17 protein-coding genes, 1 tRNA gene and 1 pseudogene are annotated in these 21,681 nt (G+C 49.6%); 10 read left to right on the plus strand and 9 right to left on the minus strand.

From position 1 onward, the window contains the following. Nucleotides 1-14: 14 nt before the first annotated feature. A complete protein-coding gene (aqpZ, locus tag J9880_RS19795; protein ID WP_232769826.1) occupies nucleotides 15-710 on the minus strand; it encodes an aquaporin Z in 696 nt (231 codons plus the stop codon). Nucleotides 711-1,043: 333 nt separating this feature from the next. Between aqpZ and J9880_RS19800 the strand changes: the two genes are divergently transcribed. The 4 genes from J9880_RS19800 to J9880_RS19815 all read left to right on the plus strand — a co-directional run bounded on the left by J9880_RS19800 (nucleotide 1,044) and on the right by J9880_RS19815 (nucleotide 4,165). Next, the gene (locus J9880_RS19800) at nucleotides 1,044-2,507 is read left to right on the plus strand and encodes an EAL domain-containing protein (protein WP_232769827.1); all 1,464 of its coding nucleotides are present in this window, start codon (nucleotides 1,044-1,046) and stop codon (nucleotides 2,505-2,507) included. Between the two features lie 162 nt (nucleotides 2,508-2,669). Beyond that, nucleotides 2,670-2,864: a hypothetical protein gene (locus tag J9880_RS19805; RefSeq protein ID WP_123902718.1), complete on the plus strand. Its 195-nt coding sequence runs from the start codon at nucleotides 2,670-2,672 to the stop codon at nucleotides 2,862-2,864. A 305-nt stretch (nucleotides 2,865-3,169) separates the two neighbouring features. Continuing rightward, nucleotides 3,170-3,946, plus strand: a complete 777-nt coding sequence (gene mtfA / locus J9880_RS19810; RefSeq protein WP_095921726.1) for a DgsA anti-repressor MtfA — start codon at nucleotides 3,170-3,172, stop codon at nucleotides 3,944-3,946. 143 nt (nucleotides 3,947-4,089) lie between these two features. Beyond that, nucleotides 4,090-4,165: transfer RNA gene (locus J9880_RS19815), tRNA-Asn, on the plus strand. Between the two features lie 71 nt (nucleotides 4,166-4,236). On the opposite strand, the pseudogene J9880_RS19820 reads toward J9880_RS19815, so the two are convergent. Continuing rightward, a pseudogene (locus J9880_RS19820) lies at nucleotides 4,237-4,502 on the minus strand (zincin-like metallopeptidase domain-containing protein); the annotation flags it as partial. A gap of 351 nt (nucleotides 4,503-4,853) precedes the next feature. Here J9880_RS19820 and avs3a point away from each other — a divergent pair. From avs3a to J9880_RS19840, 4 genes are all read left to right on the plus strand, one after another. Further along, nucleotides 4,854-11,132, plus strand: coding sequence for an AVAST type 3 anti-phage nuclease/ATPase Avs3a (avs3a, locus tag J9880_RS19825; protein ID WP_232769828.1), 6,279 nt, complete (start codon nucleotides 4,854-4,856; stop codon nucleotides 11,130-11,132). After that, nucleotides 11,125-11,799, plus strand: a complete 675-nt coding sequence (avs3b, locus tag J9880_RS19830; protein WP_232769829.1) for an AVAST type 3 anti-phage proein Avs3b — start codon at nucleotides 11,125-11,127, stop codon at nucleotides 11,797-11,799. The genes avs3a and avs3b overlap by 8 nt, the downstream gene beginning before the upstream one ends. Nucleotides 11,800-11,896: 97 nt before the next feature. Next, the gene (locus J9880_RS19835) at nucleotides 11,897-12,577 is read left to right on the plus strand and encodes a hypothetical protein (RefSeq protein WP_232769830.1); all 681 of its coding nucleotides are present in this window, start codon (nucleotides 11,897-11,899) and stop codon (nucleotides 12,575-12,577) included. Nucleotides 12,578-12,625: 48 nt separating this feature from the next. Then, a complete protein-coding gene (locus tag J9880_RS19840; RefSeq protein WP_232769831.1) occupies nucleotides 12,626-12,811 on the plus strand; it encodes a hypothetical protein in 186 nt (61 codons plus the stop codon). A 17-nt stretch (nucleotides 12,812-12,828) separates the two neighbouring features. Here J9880_RS19840 and J9880_RS19845 read toward each other — a convergent pair whose 3' ends face one another. Then, nucleotides 12,829-13,764 (minus strand): LysR family transcriptional regulator, encoded by a 936-nt coding sequence (locus tag J9880_RS19845; RefSeq protein ID WP_232769832.1) that lies wholly within the window; start codon nucleotides 13,762-13,764, stop codon nucleotides 12,829-12,831. Nucleotides 13,765-13,866: 102 nt separating this feature from the next. Here J9880_RS19845 and J9880_RS19850 point away from each other — a divergent pair, with 102 nt between their 5' ends. Then, on the plus strand, nucleotides 13,867-14,751 hold the full coding sequence (locus J9880_RS19850) for an alpha/beta hydrolase (RefSeq protein WP_232769833.1): 885 nt from the start codon (nucleotides 13,867-13,869) through the stop codon (nucleotides 14,749-14,751). A gap of 227 nt (nucleotides 14,752-14,978) precedes the next feature. Here J9880_RS19850 and J9880_RS19855 read toward each other — a convergent pair whose 3' ends face one another. Together J9880_RS19855 and J9880_RS19860 are read right to left on the minus strand one after the other, a co-directional pair. Beyond that, the gene (locus J9880_RS19855) at nucleotides 14,979-15,599 is read right to left on the minus strand and encodes a dTMP kinase (RefSeq protein WP_195817032.1); all 621 of its coding nucleotides are present in this window, start codon (nucleotides 15,597-15,599) and stop codon (nucleotides 14,979-14,981) included. Between the two features lie 241 nt (nucleotides 15,600-15,840). Continuing rightward, nucleotides 15,841-16,128, minus strand: a complete 288-nt coding sequence (locus J9880_RS19860; protein WP_232769834.1) for a DUF1330 domain-containing protein — start codon at nucleotides 16,126-16,128, stop codon at nucleotides 15,841-15,843. Between the two features lie 133 nt (nucleotides 16,129-16,261). Between J9880_RS19860 and J9880_RS19865 the strand changes: the two genes are divergently transcribed. Further along, nucleotides 16,262-17,176: a LysR family transcriptional regulator gene (locus tag J9880_RS19865; RefSeq protein WP_232769835.1), complete on the plus strand. Its 915-nt coding sequence runs from the start codon at nucleotides 16,262-16,264 to the stop codon at nucleotides 17,174-17,176. 116 nt (nucleotides 17,177-17,292) lie between these two features. Here the strand turns inward: J9880_RS19865 and J9880_RS19870 are convergent, their stop codons facing one another. From J9880_RS19870 to J9880_RS19885, 4 genes are all read right to left on the minus strand, one after another. After that, nucleotides 17,293-18,264: a chemotaxis protein gene (locus J9880_RS19870; RefSeq protein WP_232769836.1), complete on the minus strand. Its 972-nt coding sequence runs from the start codon at nucleotides 18,262-18,264 to the stop codon at nucleotides 17,293-17,295. Nucleotides 18,265-18,459: 195 nt separating this feature from the next. Next, nucleotides 18,460-19,437: an acrylyl-CoA reductase (NADPH) gene (gene acuI, locus J9880_RS19875; RefSeq protein ID WP_232769837.1), complete on the minus strand. Its 978-nt coding sequence runs from the start codon at nucleotides 19,435-19,437 to the stop codon at nucleotides 18,460-18,462. Nucleotides 19,438-19,541: 104 nt separating this feature from the next. Then, a complete protein-coding gene (gene acuR / locus J9880_RS19880) occupies nucleotides 19,542-20,180 on the minus strand; it encodes an acrylate utilization transcriptional regulator AcuR (protein ID WP_229920955.1) in 639 nt (212 codons plus the stop codon). A 155-nt stretch (nucleotides 20,181-20,335) separates the two neighbouring features. Next, on the minus strand, nucleotides 20,336-21,673 hold the full coding sequence (locus J9880_RS19885) for an LLM class flavin-dependent oxidoreductase (protein WP_119827318.1): 1,338 nt from the start codon (nucleotides 21,671-21,673) through the stop codon (nucleotides 20,336-20,338). Nucleotides 21,674-21,681 lie beyond the last annotated feature (8 nt).

Below are 21,681 nucleotides of genomic sequence, written 5' to 3' on the forward strand. Positions count from 1 at the left end.
TAACGCTGTCTGCGTCAGTCTTTCGATTGCAGAATGTAACGGTAAATCAGTCCCCCCACGACGCCACCCACCAGCGGCATCAGCCAGAACATCCACAACTGCTGGATTGCCCAGGTGCCCTGGAACAGCGCCACCGCCGTACTGCGCGCCGGGTTAACGGACGTATTGGTCACAGGAATGCTGATGAGGTGGATCAGGGTTAACGCCAGACCGATCGCAACCGGCGCAAAACCGGCCGCTGCGCGTTTGTCTGTCGCACCGTGGATCACGATCAGGAACACGGCGGTCAGCACGCCTTCAATGGTCATCGCCGCCGCGAGGCTGTAACCCCCCGGCGAATGCTCGCCATAACCGTTTGAGGCAAAACCGCTGGCCGTGGCATCAAAACCGGCGTGACCGCTGGCGATCACATACAGCACAGCGGCCGCTGCGATACCGCCCAGCACCTGTGAAATGATGTAAGGCACCACATCCGCAGCAGGAATACGTCCACCGGCGAATAAACCCAGCGTCACTGCCGGATTGAAATGACCACCGGAAATATGCCCGACCGCAAACGCCATGGTTAATACGGTCAGACCAAACGCCAGTGCCACACCGGCAAAACCGATGCCCAGCGCCGGGAATCCGGCAGCAAAAATCGCGCTACCGCACCCGCCAAAGACCAAAACGAACGTGCCGATGAACTCGGCAGATAATCTCTTCAACATAGTAAAACCCCTGCGTCATATATGGGAAATTTCCCTTTTAGCCACATTTAATTGCTATAGCAAAAGCTAAAAGCGGGATAATACGCCCACTATTTTTGATTAAAACCAAAAATAGTTGAACACTGAAATATTCATGATATGCATCAAAAATGAGATTATTTGAGGTGTGATTTTGGCCTTCTTATCGGGCTGTCGCAGTAGATAACTCTATTATAGGTTATATTAACTGGACGAAATTTCTTTCTCTCGCGCTCACTGGTGGATATCCCTTTGGCTTTAAACTGGTTAAACCGACCGCACATCCGGATTTGCCTCTCTGTACTGGCTTTCATTGTGGTCGCAGCCCTGGGGATATTGGCGATTTCGTGGCAAACCTCGCAGGGCCTGCGCCGTGACACCCGCGCGAGCCTGCAACAATCCGTCAGACTGGTTGATATGACGCTCGATAACGCGGCCATCGCCTCCGGCGCGGTCGAACACCTGATCGGACAACCTTGCGACCCGACCACCCTGCAGGCATTGCGCTGGCAGGTCGCCAGGGTACCAAACATCCGCACCGTCAATCTGTACCGCCAGCACACCATTTATTGCACCTCCTTATTCGGCCCCCGCTCGGACAATATCTCGAACGATCGCTACACCGGCGGCCAGCTGATGCTGATGAGCGGCAACAGCGTCACGCCGGACCATCCGCTGATCGCCTACCGCCATAATGTGAACGACAGCGGCATTCTGATCGGCGTCGATGGCTATTTTCTGCATAACATTCTCCGGCTGCTCAGCACGCATGCGTATCTGATATTGCAGGTCGGCGATCAGTGGATGGACAGCCAGGGCAAAATTCATCAGGGGACTGACTGGCCGGACGGCGAGAGAATGGCGCTGACGTCGCAGCGTTATCCTTATGAAGTGCGGCTGGTGATCCGCAAAAGTGACCACTGGAATTATATCTTCGATTACGCCAGCCTGAGTCTGGTGCTGTTTCCGCTGGTCAGCATTTTCATCGCCTTTATGACCTACATCCTGCTGGGACGTTTTGGCAACCCGACCTCCGCGCTGAAAGCGGCGCTGGAGAAAAAACAGTTCATTCCGTATTTGCAGCCGGTGGTGGACGGCACCACCCATGAGATCACCGGTGCGGAAGTGCTGATGCGCTGGCAGCATCCGCAGTCTGGGCTGATCCCGCCTTACCAGTTTATTCCGCTGGCCGAAGAGAGCGGCCTGATTGTGCCGATGACCCGCTCGATCATGGCGCAGGTGCGGGAACAGTTCGGTCCGATTGCCGCGCAGTTGCCTAAAAATTTCCATTTCGGCTTTAATATCTGCGCGGGACACTTCAAAGATCTGACGCTGGCGGAGGACTGCAAAGCCTTTATCGATGCGTTCCGGGAGAACCCGATCAATCTGGTTTTGGAACTGACTGAGCGGGAACTGATTGAACCCGGCGAGGTGACACACAGCCTGTTCCGCGCCCTGCGCAGAATGGGCGTGCTGATCGCCATGGATGACTTTGGCACCGGCCATTCCAGCCTGGCGTACCTGCAAAAATTCCATATCGACATATTAAAAATCGACCAGAGCTTTATTGGCCGTATCGGCACGGACGCGCTGGCCGGGCATATCGTCGATAACGTGATTGACCTCGCCAAGCGCCTGCAAATGATCATTGTGGCAGAAGGCATCGAGACCCAGACACAGGTCAATTATCTCGCGCCTTACCGGCTCGAATTCCTGCAAGGCTACTTTTTCGGAAAGCCGGTCGCCCCCGATGACTTCATCGACAAATGGCTGACATAACGCTGCGGTGCGGACGCGGTAAATCCCGTCTGCGATCACAGTTCAGACGCCCGGTTCGCTGCACTATATTGTCACGACGGGCGGCGGTTAAATAAGCCCACAAAAACACCTGCAACTCTGTTTTCAATTATTCAGCTCAACGTCATGTTGTGAAGGATATCGATGATGAAAAACATTCCCCTTGAAGGTGAAAGCGTACAGATAGGTTTTAAGAACGGACTTTATGTTTCTTTTTCAGACTGTTACCACGACGGAAAAGTAGAACATATTGACCGGGATGCCTTTATTGCCTTACTGGCAAAAGAATTCAAAACCACCTCAGAGAATATCGAGACCCAGGTCAGCAACTATTTATAGTCCCTGCCTGCACTGTGAATAATAACGGCATTTTCCGGTCGGATTTTTCATAGTCATCAGCATAAGGAGCCTGACGTGCCCGCGCATTTCTCCCGTTGCGGGCACGTTGCGGACTCTGTGACTAGACTAATAACGTGAGCTACGTCTTATAAGATGCGCGCGCTTTTTGCTTAAAATCCGCCGATGTGTAACATCCACACAGTTTCCGTCTGATAGCGAAGCTAACTTGTTGAAGTTACTTGTATTGGAGTACTCTGGCGGGGAACCCTGCTGATAATCCGAATGATCACTTTGCGAGCAAGATGATGATTAAGTGGCCGTGGAAAGCGAATGACCTGAAAATTGAGAAATCAGAGGCGTGGAATGACGCTCTGAATATTCCGCTTTTATCTTCCCTGAACGAGGACGAGCAACAGCGTCTGGTGCAGGTTGCCAGCCAGCTGCTGCAACAAAAACGGCTGGTGCCGTTACAGGGCATTGTGCTGACTGAGCAGATGCAGGCGCGGATCGCATTGCTGTTTGCGCTGCCGGTGATGGAACTCGGCGCATCCTGGCTCGACGGTTTTCATGAGATTTTGCTCTACCCTTCCCCGTTTGTGGTCGATTCCCCGTGGCAGGACGAAAACGGGCTGGTCCATGCCGGTTCGCAAATACACGCCGGTCAAAGCTGGGATCAGGGGCCGATTGTGCTCAACTGGCAGGATATCGAGGACTCGTTTGATAACTCCGGTTTTAACCTGATCATCCACGAAGCCGCGCACAAACTGGATATGCGCAACGGCGGCGAAGTCAGTGGTATTCCCCCTATTCCGCTGCGTGAAGTGGTGTCATGGGAGCACGATTTGCAGGCCGCCATGCAGAATTTGCAGGACGAGATCGACACCGTGGGCGAAGACGCCGCCAGCATGGATGCCTACGCCGCCACCGATCCGGCAGAATGTTTTGCCGTCCTCTCGGAATACTTCTTTAGTGCGCCAGAATTGCTTTCAGAACGATTTCCGCTGGTATACGGTCATTTCACCCGTTTTTATCAGCAGGACCCGCTGGCAAGGCAACTTCGCGGCCACCGCTGCGACTGTTAATCAGCACAATCCCAGGGAATTTTGGCAGGTATGAAGGTCTTTTCTGGCGACATTGATTAGTTGCTGAGCAGTCGGCAGGTTTTAGTGATTTTAGCGTTGACACTCCTTAGCCCTCTGGATATGATGCGCCCCGTTCACACGATTCCTCTGTAGTTCAGTCGGTAGAACGGCGGACTGTTAATCCGTATGTCACTGGTTCGAGTCCAGTCAGAGGAGCCAAATTTAGAGAAGCCCGCTTAAGGAAACTTAAGCGGGCTTTTTGTTTTTTGATTGCTGAATCTCTGGCAGATTCAGTTTTGAATCATCAAATAATGATACGCTTCAGATGTGGCTTGGGCGACCTTGAAAATATAGCGTTTGTCTTTCTTCAGTGCTTTTCGCCAAGAAGCAATGTAGCTTCCATGCTGAACTTCACCAGTGATACCCAAGTCCGCCATTAAGAACGCGCTTCCCATCCCGGCGATCACCCCCTCAAAAGCATCCCCCTCACTGCCAAACTTCCCTTTCATTTACGGTTCAGCCGACTTTTTGCCTCGCTCCAGTGAACCTGCTCATTACGACACGCAAGGGCGCAGAATGCGTGCTATTTCCCCTTGCGTGATAGATTGTGTTGGGAAACGATTTAATGGAAGTGAATACAGGAACGGAAAGTACACGGGAGAAAAACTGTCCATGCATGGGCGTAGCGGCCATTGCTCGCTGCAGTGAACGGGGTTTGGGATTGGGGGTTGGGCGAATGATTTTAGTTCTTCGTGATAAACGTACATAAATGTTCATCGTGCCGATTAAGACGGGAGCGTTTACGCCGCTAAGGTCTATTTCGCATCAACTCCATCATGCAGATAGTCACTTAAAATGTCAGGGGTTATAATCCCAAAAGCCTATCTGAATCTAAGGATAAATTTCAATGTCAGACAGCTTGCTTGTTCGAGCCAGTAGGGATGGAGATCAATTTCACTATCTTTGGGCTGCCCGCCGAGCCCTCCGATTGTTAGACCCTAAAGCGTCTTTAACCGCACTGACTATTGAAGGTGCTTCGACAACGGAAATGGGTTCACAACCGTCGGTGGAGGAAGGCGAAGAGATCATTGATATTGCAGAATACTATGGCAGTAATGAGTTCGAGCAAGCGACTACGGTCAGATATATGCAATTGAAGCATTCAACATTACATGCAGAAACAGCATGGCCCCCTAGCGGATTACAGAAAACGATAGAAGGGTTCGCTAAACGCTATAAAGAACTTTTGCAGCGATTTCCTGCTGAATCCCTGCATACTAAGCTTGAATTATGGTTTGTCACTAACCGCCCTGTCAGTACGAGTTTCAGTGAAGCGATTACAGATACAGCAAATCAACGCCCTCCTCGCCATCCAGACGACCTTGCTAAACTAAAAAAATTCACAGGTCTGGAAGATCAAGGGTTGGTGTCCTTTTGCAAGATGCTTCGCATTGAAGAACGACAGGATGGTTACTGGGAACAGCGAAATATTCTCCTGAGAGAATCTAACGGATATCTCCCTGATCTAGACACCCAAGCCCCGCTGAACCTAAAAGAACTGATTACTCGGAAAGCGCTATCAGAAAGTGCATCCGATCCAGCTATTACCAGAATGGATGTTTTACGTGCGTTAGGGGTAGACGAAACAGATCTATTCCCTGCACCTTGCCTGATAGAGAAAATTGAAAATGTGATACCCCGAATACAAGAGGTTTCACTGGTCAAAAATATTGTGGAGTCCATGGGCTCACCTATCATCGTCCATGCCGACGCAGGTGTCGGCAAATCAATTTTCTCAACCCGTATTCATCACTACCTTCCTGAGGGGTCAGTCAGTATTCTGTATGACTGTTTTGGTAATGGACAATATCGCAATGCTTCAGCCTATCGCCATCACCACCGAACCGCATTAGTGCAGATTGCCAATGAGATAGCCTCACATGGTCTATGTCATCCTTTAATTCCGAACGCCAGCACTGACATATCTCACTATATGCGTGCATTTATGTATCGTATTTCTCAAGGGATTTCCACGCTTCGGGAATCACATCCTGAGGCAATATTGTGCATTATTGTTGATGCCGCAGATAATGCACAAATGGCCGCAGAGGAAATCAACGAATCACGCTCATTTATAAAAGATCTGCTCAGAGAGAGCATTCCCGCAGGCGTTTGTATTGTCGCACTTTGCAGACCACATAGGCAGAGCCTGCTTGATCCACGCCCCGGCACGCTTAGCCTGACTTTACAACCTTTCGATCGCAGCGAAACAGCCGCACACCTGCGTGGAATATTCCCGGATGCAAACGATCAGGATGTGGATGAATTCCATCGACTGAGCTCTCATAACCCCAGGGTTCAGGCATTGTCACTTTCTCGACATTTATCACTGCCAGATACATTGAGATTGTTAGGTCCTAATCCCAAAACGGTGGAAGATACTATCGGAGAAGTACTCGAAGCCGCCATCTGCCAATTGAAGGATGCCACTGGGCATACAGAAAGTACGAAGATCGATTTTATTTGTGCAGCACTAGCGGTACTCCGCCCACTCATTCCTATCGCTATTTTGTCTGCCATCGCTGAAATCGATGAATCCGCAATAAAAAGCTTTGCGTTGGATCTTGGGCGGCCGCTAATCGTCAATGGGGATACTATCCAGTTCTTTGATGAACCTGCTGAAACGTGGTTTCAGGAACGATATCGTCCTAAAGAAAAAGAGCTTCGTCAGTTTATTGCCCGACTGACGCCGTTAACAAAAAATAGTGCCTACGCTGCATCAGTATTACCACCGCTAATGCTTGAGGCTGGGCAATTTTCGGAACTCGTCACTCTGGCAATGACATCCCAAGGGTTACCAGAAACGAGTCCTATCGAACGCCGAGATGTTGAACTTCAAAGACTGCAGTTCGCCCTGAAAGCTGCGTTACGCCTTGAGAAGTATCAGGATGCGGCAAAACTTGCGCTCAAAGCAGGTGGAGAAAGTGCAGGCGACAGCAGGCAGCGAAAATTATTGCAGGATAATCTTGATCTGACTGCAAAATTTATGGACAGCCACAGTGTTCAGGAGCTTATTTCACGTCGTACCTTTACTGATACTGGTTGGGTTGGGTCACAAAACGTCTATAACTCTGCACTTTTATCGGAATTTCCTGAGCTCTCTGGTGACGCCCGTAGCCGACTACGTATTGCTCTGGAATGGTTAGATAATTGGAGTTCACTAAACGATGATGAACGCAGCAGAGAAAACGTAACCGCTCAGGACATAGCTGTTATGGCGATCGCCTATCTGAATATTCATGGGGCAGATGAAGCGGCAAGAAGTCTTCGCCAATGGCGACCTCGGGAATTATCTTTCGGTGCTGGCATAATCATTGCTAAACAATTACTGGATCACGGCCGCAATTCTGACCTGAACCAGTTAGCGATTGCGGCAGGAAATGATCTTGGACTAATTTTAGCGATTGTGCTGATTGCTAGAAAATTTCATTACCAATTACCAGAGCAATCTATTAAGAGAGGTTACCGCTTATTGGCTAGCTCTCATCTGCAAATTAAAATTAGACACTCGTATGTTAATCAAACAATAGCAGCAATAACGAACATAACTGAAATGGCACTGCAGCTTAATATTTGTAATACCGAAGAAGCCGTGATTCTTTTAAACCGCTATCTACCCCAATCTCCTCCAAATTCCCTGTCCTCAGAATACAGTAAAGAACGTGTGCAATACATAAGAATGTATGCGCTACGCGCGACATTAACTAACTCACCATTAAGTTTGAGTGATATTGCATCTGAAAAGGTCATTGAAGAGATAAACGCTGAAAGAAAGCATAGTGAATCACAGGAACTTCGCGAATTAAAGCAATATAGTGGTGTGTTAATTCCTTGGTATAACTTATGGGCTAAAGCCCTTTTAGGAAAAGTATCCAAGGCTGAGTTAGATAATCAACTCGCTGATGCAAAAAAATTATCAGCGGAAATAAAAGGGTATTCATACTCGGAGCATTCCTTTAGCAGTGATGAAATAGCTAATATCTGGTTCGATATTTTATCTGAAGTCGGAGATATTACTTGCGCTGATATCGAAGAAATCACTGCATGGTATCAACATAAGGACAACCGGGTCTTTACACCGACATTGCACAGATTTTCCCGTCTTTGCTCGCAGATAACTGGGCTTGAAAAATTTTCATTTATCTTCGCGCAACAGGCACTATCTTTGTGGAAGGATGACCACACTGACGCACAAACCAAGGCTGAGAACTATATCGATATAGCTAGATCGCTTATTTTACTCGATAAGTCAGAAGCTCAAGAATATTTTAACCACGCTATTGAAGTCACCAATAAACTCGGTGATGAAAATCTGGAACGATGGGGAGCATTACTTGATCTGGCGGAATACATTGCCGACAAAAACATAGCATCACCAGAAATTGCCTATAAATTCTCACGCTGTGCCGAAGTAACTCGAGAATATGTTGATCGTGATAAACATTTTGCATGGAATGATACGATCAAAGCGTTGTCTGAATTATGCCCATCTTCCACTCTGGCCATCATTAGTCGTTGGCGAGATCGTACGTTTGGCGATCACCGAAATATACTGGTGTTAACGATAGAACAACTAGTAAAGAAAAATAAAATCAATCCACTTGATGCAGCAGCATTAATCCCTTTCCGGGAAGAGTGGGACGAAGATAAGTTACTAATAGCTGCTCTGCCTTTATGTAAAAGCGATCAGGACAAACAAACGCTTTTTCAATGGGTTTATAATTACATCCAATTCACCTCACCTCGTTCAGAAAAATTAACACGAATTAAAACCATAGCTTTGTCCATCGGAATAAACCTCACTGTTCTTAATATAAATATTTCAGTTGAAGATCAGTCCAGATCAGATTTGGAATCAACAAGCGACCACGCCACTGAAACTGACGAAAAATCTAAAGCAGCATGGCAAAGAGTTTTTAACATGTGTGATTTATCCACATCCGAAGGGATTTCTATCGCATACCAAAACTTCCGTCATGAACCTGATCTCTATTCAACCGAGTTATTTATTCAAGAGGCGATAACTCGTATTAGTTTTGGCAAAGAAAAAGACTTTATTAACGCTTTTGGTAAATCATCTGAGATGAGCCTTTATAGTTTCGGGACTTTTCTTGAATCTATCCCTCAGGAATGGACAGCCCGGTTAAGCATAAAAACAGCTATTGCTTCAGTAACAAAAAGTTACTGCCAGCGGTTCTGCATGCTTATTAGAAAGCATCGCTACTACGAAGTGTTCCCTTTTAAGCTTGCCAGCGAACTTTCCGGACTCAATGAAGGTGAGTTAATCAGTATTGTTCTAAATGCGACATCTGAATCACCAGAACCATCAGATTCACGACAATTGTTTAGCCTTGTCGGACTATTGGTTAATAGATTGAACCCAGAAGAAGCATTAAATGTTCTGTCTTATGGACTGGACTTATTCAATGAAGTATTGAAAGAGGAAGATGGTGATGGCCCATGGGGATCTACATTAATTCCCCCTACTCAGATAGAGTATTCTCTTGCGGGGTATATATGGGCTAGGCTAGCGTCGCCAGAATCAACCGTTCGCTGGGAAGCCGCTCATGCAGTTCTTATGCTTTGTCGACTAGAACGTTCCGAAGTGCTTCAAGGAATATTTCAACATGCCGAAAATTGCTCGACACAGCCTTTTTGCGATCGCAATCTTCCGTTCTATACCCTTCACGCTCAATTATGGTTATTAATTGCTGTTGCACGTGCCTCACAAGATGACGGAAAAGCATTGATACCCTATACCGATTATTTTTATCGCTACGCGACAACTGAGCAACCACATGTATTAATCCGCCTTTTTGCCGCCAGAACCCTGCTCGCGCTTAATGAAGCTGGATTGATATCTATAACCGCTCAAGAAAGAGACAACCTTTCCAACATAAACCGGTCAACGTATGACCCAACAGTGAGTGACTCTGAAAGTTTAGTGGGCGAGGATTCATACACTTTTGGTATTGATTTTGGCCCATATTGGCTGGAACCTTTAGGCCGCTGTTTTGGAGTATCTCAAAAACAGCTTGAGCCCGAAATGTTACGCATTATTCGCGATGATTTTGATTTTAAAGGAACCCGTAACTGGGAAGAAGATGAGCGGAACAAACGGCGTTATTATCGAGACAGAGATAATCATCACAGCCATGGTTCCTATCCACGTGTTGATGATTACCATTTTTACCTCTCCTACCATGCAATGTTCATCTCGGCTGGAAAACTATTGGCAACCAAGCCATTAGTGGATAGCCGTTACGATGAAATAGATGACGTTTTTCAGGACTGGCTCAAAAGACATGATATTTCACGCCGCGATGGACGTTGGCTCGCTGATCGGCGAGATCCGCAACCCGAAATCAGACCAAGCTGGATTAATGATACTACTGGTAATCTCAATGAATGGCTGGGATCAATTTCAGAAAACATTTTTGACAAAGCATTAAGTCCCGCAGCTGGATTGCTGACAGTTTGGGGGCACTGGTCAGAGAATCGTACTGATCGAAGAGAATCAGTTTCCGTTTATACGGCCTTAGTTTCACCTGAAAGATCATTCTCTTTACTCCGGGCACTACAAACTGCCGAAAATGTATATGACTATAAAATTCCCAGTGCTGGTGAGGATATGGAAATTGATCATATGTCCTATCAATTAAAAGGATGGATTAAAGACATCAGAGAATATAAAGGCATTGATGAACACGACCCATGGGCTGGTGACGTGACATTCCCGTTACCTAAGCCAGCGCCGTTTATCGTTGAAGCTATGAAATTAACTACGGATAAAGACCAGCGAGTATGGTGTAGTACTCATAGCACCGAACCAGAAATGATATCGAGTATATGGGGCAACTTAGCAGAAAAAAATGAAGACGAGAAACCAAGTGGTTACAAGCTTTACGCCTCGGTGGATTTTATCAAAAACGTGTTAGCTACATTAGACATGGATCTCATTATAGAGGTTGATGTGAATCGCTACTCGCGGAGTAACAGATATGGACGGAGTAATGAAAATGAGCTCGAGAATATCCCATCAAGTACCAGAATCTTCCTCCTTAAACATGACGGAACCTTCCGAACGCTACACGGCAATTGTACAACTGGGGAAAAAGTTGGTTGAAGAACTTGAGTTAAATGACTCTGTTGATACCTTAGGCCGTTGGATGGCTCACCATATTGCAGAACTGATTTACGACGCTGAAAATACCACGGATGACACTGTGCGCATCGCGAAACACATGGAGATTAAGGACTCTGTGTGGGCCTTCTGGGCTAACCGCTACGAATTACCATTTGGCAATAAGCCATTTAAAGAGCTAGAACCCATCCTAAGGGCTTTAGAAAGTCTTGATCCTGAAAACCAACATCCGAGATATTTCTTTCCCCACCCAGGGCTAACGAATAGAGAAAAGGAATCTACGGAAACTCAGAAATGGTTAAAAGTGGCCGAAAGTATCGATTCGTCTTCAAAAATCCTGATTGATTATTGTCTCTCTTTAGCCGCAGAAAATTCTATTGATAAATCTCAAGAATGGGTGGAACTGGCACAAAAAGCTGGGTTAGACGAAGACATTGATCTAATTGAATTTCGTATTTTTCAATTACGTGGGAACCCTGCCAACACAACTAATCCCAGTAGTGCACAACGGCGAGTTCTGGAAAAACGACAAAAAAATCTTGCCGTATTTCTTTCATTGGCCAATCGGTTAGACGAGCACCTCAAATCACAACTTGAGGCCCTACCAGCAATTGAAGATGAGCCAGAAAAAAACGATGGCAATGTTTGAGATGACACATTTTTAATATTTATGACAATTTTAAAACATATTACGCTTTAGACCAAAGCGTTGAGATTCCCCTTAGCATTCAGTAAAAGGAGTTCATATGTCAGTGTCCAGATATTTGATAGAGAACAATGGTTCAAATCAGAACAATATAAAGCTCGCCATAAGCAAAACCTATCACCTATGTAAAGATGCAGGACTGCAGCGAATCACATTGTTGTTCCCTGCAAAAGGAACATTTGCTCACTCTGATATTGCAACATTTCTCGGCGAGCAAGCAGTAAAGGCTTTACTAAAAGACCAAAAGGTCGATTTGGGTAACAACATTCTGCTGGATTTTAATATTCCTAAAAACTTTTCTGTACATGGCAATCATGACATTGTGTTAGCGACATATCTAACTGATAAAGACATGGATATTGTTGATAGTGCTCGAAACGTCGATAGCATTGTGTTCTTACCCTGGTCAGAGGTCGAAGGTAAACGCTGGTTATCCACATGGGCACCTGAAATAGTCGGCCCATCGACTTGGGAAGTGCAAAAAACACAGCTATTACCCTCCGTTGGGGATGAAATCCTACGCCTAGGTCGTTGCATCAACATGTCAACAGGACTTAGTCATCCATCGGATAAAGACATGGCAAAACGAATTTTTACCAACTTAAAAAAGCAAGGATTCAGAGCAACAGAAGAAGAGATCAGGCAGTTCGCAGTCAATAACGGGTGGGAACCCGTCAGAGCGAAAGAGTTAGCTAGCTTTGCAAAGAAATATATAGGGTAGTAAAGCTTAAAAAGCTAACTCGTTGTATGTTCATTCCGAGCTAAATAGGTGGTCACTTTGGTGGTCTTGACAAGAGACGAATTCAGGTTCAGCTTTTTATTCAGCCAGTTACTGGCAAAGGCGATCCCAGTCAGAGGAGCCAAATTTAGAGAAGCCCACTTAAGGAAACTTAAGCGGGCTTTTTGTTTTGCGTCTGGTGTGGGATGTCGGCGAGGAGCGGATGCTACCGGCTAAATTCCACTCCTCATTCTTCAATCCTCAGATGGGATGCAAAAAAGTGGTTTTCGCCACTCCGGCAAATCTATCTTCAGGGTCTCCATTAAATACGCCACAAACACCCGCACTTTGCTGTTCGCCATTTGCCTGGTCGCAAAGACCGCACTCACCGGCATCGCACCTCTCGTAAACTCCCGCAACAGGGGAACCAATGCCCCAGACGCTAAATCGGGTCCAGCCAGCCATGCGGGAATTTGCGCGATGCCCATTCCGGAAAGGGCGGCGGCGCGTTGCTGTTCGCCATCGTTGCTGCGAAAACGCCCCTGCGGAATATGAATTATCGGCTTACCTTGTTCATCGAGGAAGTGCCACGGGTGGACGCCACGGCCGCCGTTAAACACAATGCACTGGTGTTTGCCCAGTTCGGCAGGTGAGCTGGGAGCACCGTGTCTGGCCAGATAGTCCGGACTGCCTACGGTAATCAGAGGACTTTCCGCAAGCTTGCGTTGTGTTAAGGCAGAATCTTGCAGTTCACCGTGGCGGATTGCGATGTCGATATTCTCCTCAATCAAATCAATATGTCGTTCGGAGACGCGCAGTTCAATGTTAAGCGCCGGATAGCGCTCAAACAGTGCAGGCAGGCGCGGAACGATATAGAAACGGCCAAAAACCGGTGCGACAGATATTCTCAATGTGCCCGCCGCTTCATCCGCGCCATATTTAACGCTGGATTCCAACTGGTCGTACTCATCAAGTAAACGCAATGCGCCGTCATAAAACTCTTTACCCGCGTCGGTCAATGCAATTCCGCGCGATGAACGTTTCAGCAACTGATGGTTGAACTGGTTCTCCAGCGCGGCGATTTGTTTGCTGACGGCAGATTGCCCAATGCCTGCTTCTTTGGCCGCTGCGGAGAAACTCTCGCACTCCACTACGCGCATAAACAGCCGGATGGCATCAAGTCGATCCATTAGGTAGTCCAAAATAGAATAGATGGTATTCCATTAAGCCATCTGGTTGCTGAAATTGGAATGGTTTAACGTCTTCTCACACCCCCTATATGTGAGAACATCATGAACAAAACACATCATCCATTAACCGGGCATGACCGTCTGCATGTCGTGCAATTCCTGGCTGAACAACAAGACCTCCGAAACAATTTTGCCGGGACAATGCGCGAGTTTTATGACGCTATGTGCGAACAAACGCCGCTGGCAGAAGGTGTGCGCTGCGAACAAAACGATGCCTCGGGATATTGGCTGCACCCGCAAGCCACCCGCAGCGAATGCGTCATTGTCTTTATTCATGGCGGTGCCTATATGCTCGGAAGTGCGCGGGCGTATCGTGGATTAGCCAGCCAGTTAGCGGTGCGTACCGGCTATTCAACCTTTGTATTGGATTATCCACTGGCACCGGAACATCCCTTCCCTGCTGCACCGGATAAGGTGAACGAAGTGCTGATAGAGTTGATAAACAGCGGTGTTAACCAAATTGCGTTGGTTGGTGATTCGGCTGGCGGAACGCTCTCGCTGGTGGCTATGCAAAATCCGCAGCTGGCGGAGAAGGTCCGGTCTGCGGTGGTGTTTTCGCCCTGGACCGATCTGACATTTAGCGGCGCATCTTTCAATGATCCCTCGATGCGTGACCCTATTTTCCAGCCGTCAATTTTGCAAGATGCTGCGCTTGAGTACCTGCAGGGCGGTATGGTTAAGGATGAACGTGCATCGCCACTGTTCGCCCGGTTCGACACACTGCCGCCGCTGGCGATTCAGGTAGGTAGCGAGGAGCTATTGCTTGATGACGCAATTCGCTTTACGGAAAAAGCGGCAGAATTGGGGGGTGTGGTGCAACTGGATATCTATGAAGGAATGCATCACGTGTTCCAAAGTGATATTCGTTTGGATGCATCGCGCCATGCATTGGATGCGGCAGCAGAATTTATTTGCCAGCACAGTTAAATTGTGTGATTCAGATGATCCCCAAATGAACATCATAATTAGCACTAAGGGCTGACATCAGGCAGGCTTTAGTGCCAGGCAGTGTTAGCTTTTTTATCAAGCAATAGAGGCCAGATTTGTCTACGGGCTCGGGGGGAACTCCAGAGCTCTGTGGACACAATTTCGCAAAGAACCGAATTTATGATGCTCTTTCTGGGTGCCTGATCAGGCCCGGGTAGCGCATGGCATTACTGGCGACATGCGCTGACTCTGTAAATCTCAGCAACAACCTTCCTGGTCGCCTCTTCGATCGTTCCTTCGTTACGGCACATAAACCAGCCGTGCTCAGCGATTTCCCGCCCGAACGCCACGGTACAGGCAACATGCTCCTCCAGCTGATGAATCACCGTACTACCCAGCCCACGCGATCGGGCTGCGGCCCTTGCCCACGAAATTTCAGGCGCAGTCACGACCCCGACATGCAGGTCTGGCGTTCGCACGTTTCGCTCAATGTTAAGCTGTAAAATCTCTGCAAACGGCACCATCCGGCGAAACGCGGCATCAGACGGGTACCAGCGGTCCATCAGGATAATGCTGTCCGCTGGCTGTTTAGTCAGCACGTGCCGGGAAATCCAGGCACGACTGTCAGCAAAGCGTTCACACACTTCACGTTCCAGATCCAGCGTGGGATTTCTGGCGAGTTGATTCACGAGAACCATGGTTTCCCCCCTGAAGGGATCGCTTTTTTTCTCGCTAAGCCGGATCACCTTCTTGTTATCGGCCCTGAGTACTTTCGTAATGGCCTCCAGCAAGGTGGTTTTACCGGCGCCCTTGGGGCCGTCCAGAGTAATAAACAGCTGACGACTCATCCCTGAAATGACGAGTGACAGTCTGTTTTTGTATTGCTCAAATCTGGCAAAAGCATCTAACTTCCTTCGAATTAGGGTCATTGCCCATGTTAAATGGGCTGTGCGGCGTAGTTTAAGGGATCCGACGGGAAAACGGAAAACGCCCGCGTTAAGGCTGTTATTTAAGCGGGCAAGTGCTGACGGGTAGTTATGATCGGTGAAATCAGCGTGTCGATGTACCGCTACCCTGCTTTACATAAAATCAGACGCCTTCAATTAATACAAAGGTTCCGGTCACAGCACCTGCGCGGATCGCTCTGGCAGCCTGATAGCCGGGACTCTCATAAAAACGCTTTGCCCCGGCAAAGGAGGCAAACTCAAAAACGACGTGCCTTTCATACGATTCGCCCTCCAGATTTTCTGACTGACCGGTGCCGGCAATCAGCTCAGGACTGAATTCCTGCATTGCCTCTCCGGCGGCTTTGGCATATTCCGCATAAGCAACGGCATCCGTGACATTGACATGAGCGATTAAATAACCTTTTTTCATTTTTATTTATCCTTCGTAAACGGGGTGTATTTCAGCGTGTAGCACCTAAACAGGGTGTGAAGACAGTCTATTGCGTATTACATTAGGCATAAATACCCCAATAATGAACGCACTGTTATCCGGATGAGTAACAATGAAAAATCTTGATGCACTGACTATTTTTGTGCGCGTGGCAGAAATGAAGAGCTTTACGCTGGCCGCCGAAAGCCTGGGGATTCAGAAAGGACGCGCCTCAATGGTGGTTCGGGAGGTGGAGCAAGAGGTAGGCGCAACGCTTTTGCACCGCACCACGCGAAACGTGCAACTGACAGAAGATGGCCGCATTTTTTATTCGCGCGCACGCGACCTGCTGGCGGAAGCAGAGGAATTGCAGTCCATGTTTTCCCATGGCGGCGTGTCACTGCGCGGGCGTTTACGTGTTGATATGCCGGCTATTCTGGCACAAAGCGTCATTATCCCCGCACTGCCACAACTGCTGAATGCTCACCCGGAATTCGAACTTGAGCTTTCCAGTACTGACCGCCGTGTTGATCTGGTTCTGGAAGGATTTGATTGCGTAATTCGTCTGGGTCCCCTTGTGGACGAGACGCTGATTGCCCGGCCGCTGGGGCAACTCCGCATGATCAATGCGGCGAGTCCGGACTATCTTGAACGATTTGGTGTACCGCAGACGCTTGATGACCTTCTTCATCAGGGACACAAGATGGTGCATTACCTGCGCAATTTCGGTTCGAAACCTGACGGGTGGGAATATCCGTCAGCTGAGGGTTACAAATCGCTGATGTTACCCGGCACGATGACGGTCAACAGCGTACCCGCCTACCATGAAGCGGGGCTTGCGGGGCTGGGCTTAATTCAGGGGGGCTATTCCGCACTCCTCCCCCATATAAAACGTAGAACATTGGTTGAAGTCCTTCCCCATCTGCGCCCCCGGCCTCTGAATGCCTCTTTCGTCGTTGCGCACCGGCGCAATCTGTCGCAACGCGTGAGAGCCTTTATGAGCTGGACGGAAGAAGTACTGAAACCTTACTTTGACTCATGTCAGTGAGGATGCGGGCAGGAACAAGGTGATACTGCACATCACTCACCTTCTCTATCCCTATAGCGTAATTAATAAAGCCCGCACACTGGCGGGCTATATTATGTTTATCACCTCATCACCTGTCAGGCATGGGCGATTTTTTTTGCATCCAGCGCTTTATGGATGGCGGCTTCCAGTTCGTTGATTTCAAACTTCGCCACGTAACCGTCGGCACCGACTTTGCGTACGTGATCTTCGTTGGCGCTGCCGGATAATGAGGAGTGAATAATCACCGGAATATTTTTCAGGAATTCATCGCGCTTGATATTCAGCGTCAGGGTGAAGCCGTCCATTTCCGGCATTTCCAGATCGGTTAATACGAAGGAGATTTTATCGGCAATCGGAATCCCTTCGGCTTTGCATTCTTCGGCCAGTTTGCGGATTTTATTCCAGGCTTCCAGACCCGTCACATGCATCTGCGCCGGAATCTCCATCATGTTCAGACCTTTTTCCAGCATCTGACGGGCGACTTTCGAATCCTCGGCGACAATCGCCACCGTGCCCGGTTTCAGTTTAAACGCGCTGGTCCGCTTTTTATCCATGTCGATATTGCTGTTCGGAATAATGTCATGGAGGATTTGTTCCACGTCGAGCACCAGCGCCAGACGGGTGCTGGATTTATCGGTATCCAGACGCGCAATACTGGTGATGTTACGGCTTTTCACCCCGGCTTCGGCGGCCAGAACCCGGCTCCATTCCAGACGCACGATGTCGTCAACGGATTCCACAGCAAACGCCTGAGTGCTGCGCGCGTACTCCGTCACCAGCAGGATATTCAGACCGGTTTTCGGCACACAGCCGACGACGGCAGGCAGATCGATGACCGGAATAATTTCGCCACGAATGTTCGCCATGCCCATCATCGGCGAGGCCATTCCGGCAGCCTTGGTCAGGGTTGGCATCGGCACGATTTCGCGCAATTTAAAGACGTTGATACCAAAAAGTTCAGACTGCTCGTCGTCAGGCGATGTCCCCAGACGGAACAGCAAAAGTTCAAACCGGTTTGATGAAGTGAGATTAGTTCTCTCATCAATTTCTTTCTGAAAATTATCCATACTTTCCCCATGGCTTTTGTTATTTGTTTTTGACTGTGTTTGCGCTGTACGTCATTCGGAAAATAAGGAATTCCATTCTCTTTTTTCTCAGAGGGACTGTTTATTTATCGGCTGGTCAGGGGAAATTCTTTATAGCGGGGGAAAAATTGAACGGGAAAAGATCCCGGTATCGCCAGGGATACCGGGTGAAACAGGTTAGTCGCCGATTTTCACCAGCGTGCGTCCCTGAATTTTGTTACTGAGGAAATCCGCCGCAACGGCCGGAGTCTGTTCCAGCGTAATTTCCGTTGCTGCCTGCTGATAGAAACTTTCCGGCAGCGTGTTCTGCAGACGTTCCCAGACCGCCGCACGGCGCTCCGCAGGCACGGAAACGGAATCCACGCCCTGCAGCCGGACATTACGCAGGATAAACGGCATCACGGTGGTCGGCAGGTTGAAGCCCCCCGCCAGACCGCAGGCCGCCACGCAGCCGCCGTAGTTGGTTTGTGCCAGCACTTTCGCCAGCACTTTATCCCCGACGGTATCCACCGCCCCCGCCCAGAGTTGTTTTTCCAGCGGACGGGTTTCGGCAAAATCATCCCGTGAGAGGATCTCGCTGGCACCGAGTTTACGCAGGTAATCATGAGTCGATTCGCGACCCGTCACCGCCGCCACGGTATAGCCGAGCGTATGCAATAACGCGACTGCCGTGCTGCCGACGCCGCCGCTGGCACCGGTGACCAGCACCGTGCCGCTTTCCGGCGTGACGCCCGCCTCTTCCAGCGCCATCACGCACAGCATGGCGGTGAAACCGGCTGTGCCGATAATCATCGCGTTACGTGCGGCCAGCCCTTCCGGCAATGCCACCAGCCAGTCGCCTTTAACACAGGCCTGCTCAGCCAGACCGCCCCAGTGCGTTTCGCCCACACCCCAGCCGGTCAGAATGACAGATTGCCCGACGGAAAAACGCGGGTCATTGCTGTGGCTCACGTGGCCGGCGAAATCAATGCCCGGCACCATCGGGAACTGGCGGATGATTTTGCCCTGACCGGTGATTGCCAGCGCATCTTTATAATTCAGACCTGACCAGCTGATATCCACCAGCACGTCGCCTTCCGCCATCTGCGGCAGCGCGATGTCTTTCACGGCGGCCAGTGTGGCCTTATCTTGTTGCTCGAGAACCAATGCTTTCATTTTTGTCCCTTTATGATTTCAGGCGTTTGACGTTTTTGTCGTGAGTGATGCGATGACTCACGTCATGATTGCAGGTGCTGTTTTTCGAATTTATGCGTAAGAAATTACTGAATGCTGTGGCGGAAATACGCCCAGAACTGATTAAGCGGGTCGGCAGAACGGAACAGTTTTGCGCGCATCACCGCCCCCTCCCAGCCGGACCAGAATATCTGCGCCAGTTGCGCGGTCTGAGTGGTGCTGGTGATATCTCCCGTCTGCCGGGCTTCCTCCAGGCACGCGGCGATGCGGATTTCCCACTCGCCTAAAATGGCTTTCAGCGTTTGCGGAAAATCGTCCGGCAGCAGCGGGGACTCCTGCAATAAATTGCCGACCAGACAGCCGCGTCTGAATTCAAACTTCGCCATTCCCTGCCCGGCATGCGCCACAAAATCATCGATGCGTTGCAGCGGCGGCAGCTCAGTATTGAGCAGAAATTTATCGAGTTTATGGGCGAAAAACGATCCGTAAGCCATCAGCACGGCCATGCCGAAATCCTGCTTACTTTTGAAATAGTGATAAAACGAGCCTTTCGGCACCGCGATATTTTTGATCACCGTGTCAATGCCCGCCGACAGGTAACCCGTTTCTGTGATGACTTCCAGACCCGAACGGATCAATGCCTCACGGGTATCCGTGAACTCGCGTTCCGTTCTTGGCGGACGCCCGCGACGGGGCCTGATATCAGTTGTAAGGGTCTCACTCATCATTTAGACCGATCGTTTTTTAATTGCGGAAAGCGTACGCCCAATTGTTCAGACAGGCAACCCCGCCGCGGTGTCTGCCGATAAAAACCTGCAAAACAAAAAGCCCGCACCGGGTCACCGGAGCGGGCTGAGACAAAAGCTAAAGTATGTTGTAACTATTTTATGCTCACCGCCTCGCGAACGGATCCCTGCACGCTGTAACGGTTGGTTTTGAACGGAATATCTAAACGCTCGCGCAGCGTCGTGGCTTCCGACGGATGCCAGTAGCCGCGTGCTGCCAGCACCGGTAACACCAGCCGGGTAATGTCGTCCAGCGCCTCGGTCAGCACCGGGCCACTGATGATGAATCCGCTGGCACCGCCCTCTTCCACCCAGCGGATCAGCCGGTCGGCCACCTGCTCCGGCGTGCCGAAGAATTCGCCGCGCGGCAACGTGGCCTGATACGCCACTTCCCGCAGCGTGAGGTGCTCTTCCCGCGCCCGTTTCTTGATGCTGTCGGTGGTGGAGCGGAAGGTGTTCTGCCCCAGATCACCCAGATCCGGGAACGGGCCGTCGGGCGGATACTGGCTGAAATCGTGGTGGTCGAAGAAACGGCCGAGATACGCCAGCGCATCGTCCAGTGACAACAGCGACAGCAGATACTGATATTTCGCCTCGGCTTCTTGTTCGGTTTTGCCAACAATCGGGCTGATACCGGGGAAGATGCCCACCGGATGACGGCCATTTTTGCTGACCTGTGCCTGTAATTTTGCCGCGTATTCCTGCGCTTCTTCCAGGGAACGGGCATTGGTAAACACCGCATCGGCGGATTTACCTGCCAGCGCGATCCCGGCATCTGAAGCGCCAGCCTGGAAAATCACCGGCTGTCCCTGCGGCGAGCGCTGAATATTCAGCGGCCCTTCCACCGAGAAAAACTGTCCCTGATGATTGAGTTTATGCAGCTTTGCGGCATCGAAGAACACGCCGCTTTCGCGATCCCGCACAAAGGCGCCGTCTTCCCACGAATCCCACAGCCCCTGCACCACGTTGATGTACTCCTCGGCAATCTGATAACGCAGTGCGTGTTCAGGATGATCTTTACCGAAGTTTTTCGCTGAACCGGCCAGCGGCGATGTCACCACATTCCAGCCCGCCCTTCCCTGACTGATATTGTCGATGGATGCCAGCTGACGCGCCACGGTAAAGGGATCGCTGTAGGAGGTCGAAATGGTGCCCGCCAGCCCGATGCTGTGCGTCGCTGACGCCAGCGCCGACAACAACGCCACCGGCTCGAAACGGTTAAGAAAATGCGGCAGCGATTTTTCATTGATATGCAGACCGTCGGCCACAAACAGGAAATCAAAACCGGCGGCTTCCGCGCGCAGCGCCAGATCGCGGAAATACGGGAAATTAACACTGGCATCCGCGGGCGCTTTTTCGTGACGCCACGAATTCATATGCCCGCCGGCACCGTGCAACATCAGACCCAGCTTGATACTTTTTGAATGGCTCATGAAATCTC

This window comes from Rahnella victoriana (assembly GCF_021276285.1).
Lineage (GTDB): Bacteria > Pseudomonadota > Gammaproteobacteria > Enterobacterales > Enterobacteriaceae > Rahnella > Rahnella victoriana.

What these genes read in the sequence shown, in the direction of transcription:
- acuI (WP_232769837.1), bottom strand. Translation starts at nt 19,437, where the DNA reads ATGAAAGCATTGGTTCTCGAGCAACAAGATAAGGCCACACTGGCCGCC.
- J9880_RS19865 (WP_232769835.1), top strand. Translation starts at nt 16,262, where the DNA reads ATGAAAAATCTTGATGCACTGACTATTTTTGTGCGCGTGGCAGAAATG.
- J9880_RS19805 (WP_123902718.1), top strand. Translation starts at nt 2,670, where the DNA reads ATGATGAAAAACATTCCCCTTGAAGGTGAAAGCGTACAGATAGGTTTT.
- acuR (WP_229920955.1), bottom strand. Translation starts at nt 20,180, where the DNA reads ATGAGTGAGACCCTTACAACTGATATCAGGCCCCGTCGCGGGCGTCCG.
- J9880_RS19850 (WP_232769833.1), top strand. Translation starts at nt 13,867, where the DNA reads ATGAACAAAACACATCATCCATTAACCGGGCATGACCGTCTGCATGTC.
- J9880_RS19855 (WP_195817032.1), bottom strand. Translation starts at nt 15,599, where the DNA reads ATGAGTCGTCAGCTGTTTATTACTCTGGACGGCCCCAAGGGCGCCGGT.
- aqpZ (WP_232769826.1), bottom strand. Translation starts at nt 710, where the DNA reads ATGTTGAAGAGATTATCTGCCGAGTTCATCGGCACGTTCGTTTTGGTC.
- J9880_RS19885 (WP_119827318.1), bottom strand. Translation starts at nt 21,673, where the DNA reads ATGAGCCATTCAAAAAGTATCAAGCTGGGTCTGATGTTGCACGGTGCC.
- J9880_RS19860 (WP_232769834.1), bottom strand. Translation starts at nt 16,128, where the DNA reads ATGAAAAAAGGTTATTTAATCGCTCATGTCAATGTCACGGATGCCGTT.
- J9880_RS19835 (WP_232769830.1), top strand. Translation starts at nt 11,897, where the DNA reads ATGTCAGTGTCCAGATATTTGATAGAGAACAATGGTTCAAATCAGAAC.
- J9880_RS19870 (WP_232769836.1), bottom strand. Translation starts at nt 18,264, where the DNA reads ATGGATAATTTTCAGAAAGAAATTGATGAGAGAACTAATCTCACTTCA.
- avs3a (WP_232769828.1), top strand. Translation starts at nt 4,854, where the DNA reads ATGTCAGACAGCTTGCTTGTTCGAGCCAGTAGGGATGGAGATCAATTT.
- mtfA (WP_095921726.1), top strand. Translation starts at nt 3,170, where the DNA reads ATGATTAAGTGGCCGTGGAAAGCGAATGACCTGAAAATTGAGAAATCA.
- J9880_RS19845 (WP_232769832.1), bottom strand. Translation starts at nt 13,764, where the DNA reads ATGGATCGACTTGATGCCATCCGGCTGTTTATGCGCGTAGTGGAGTGC.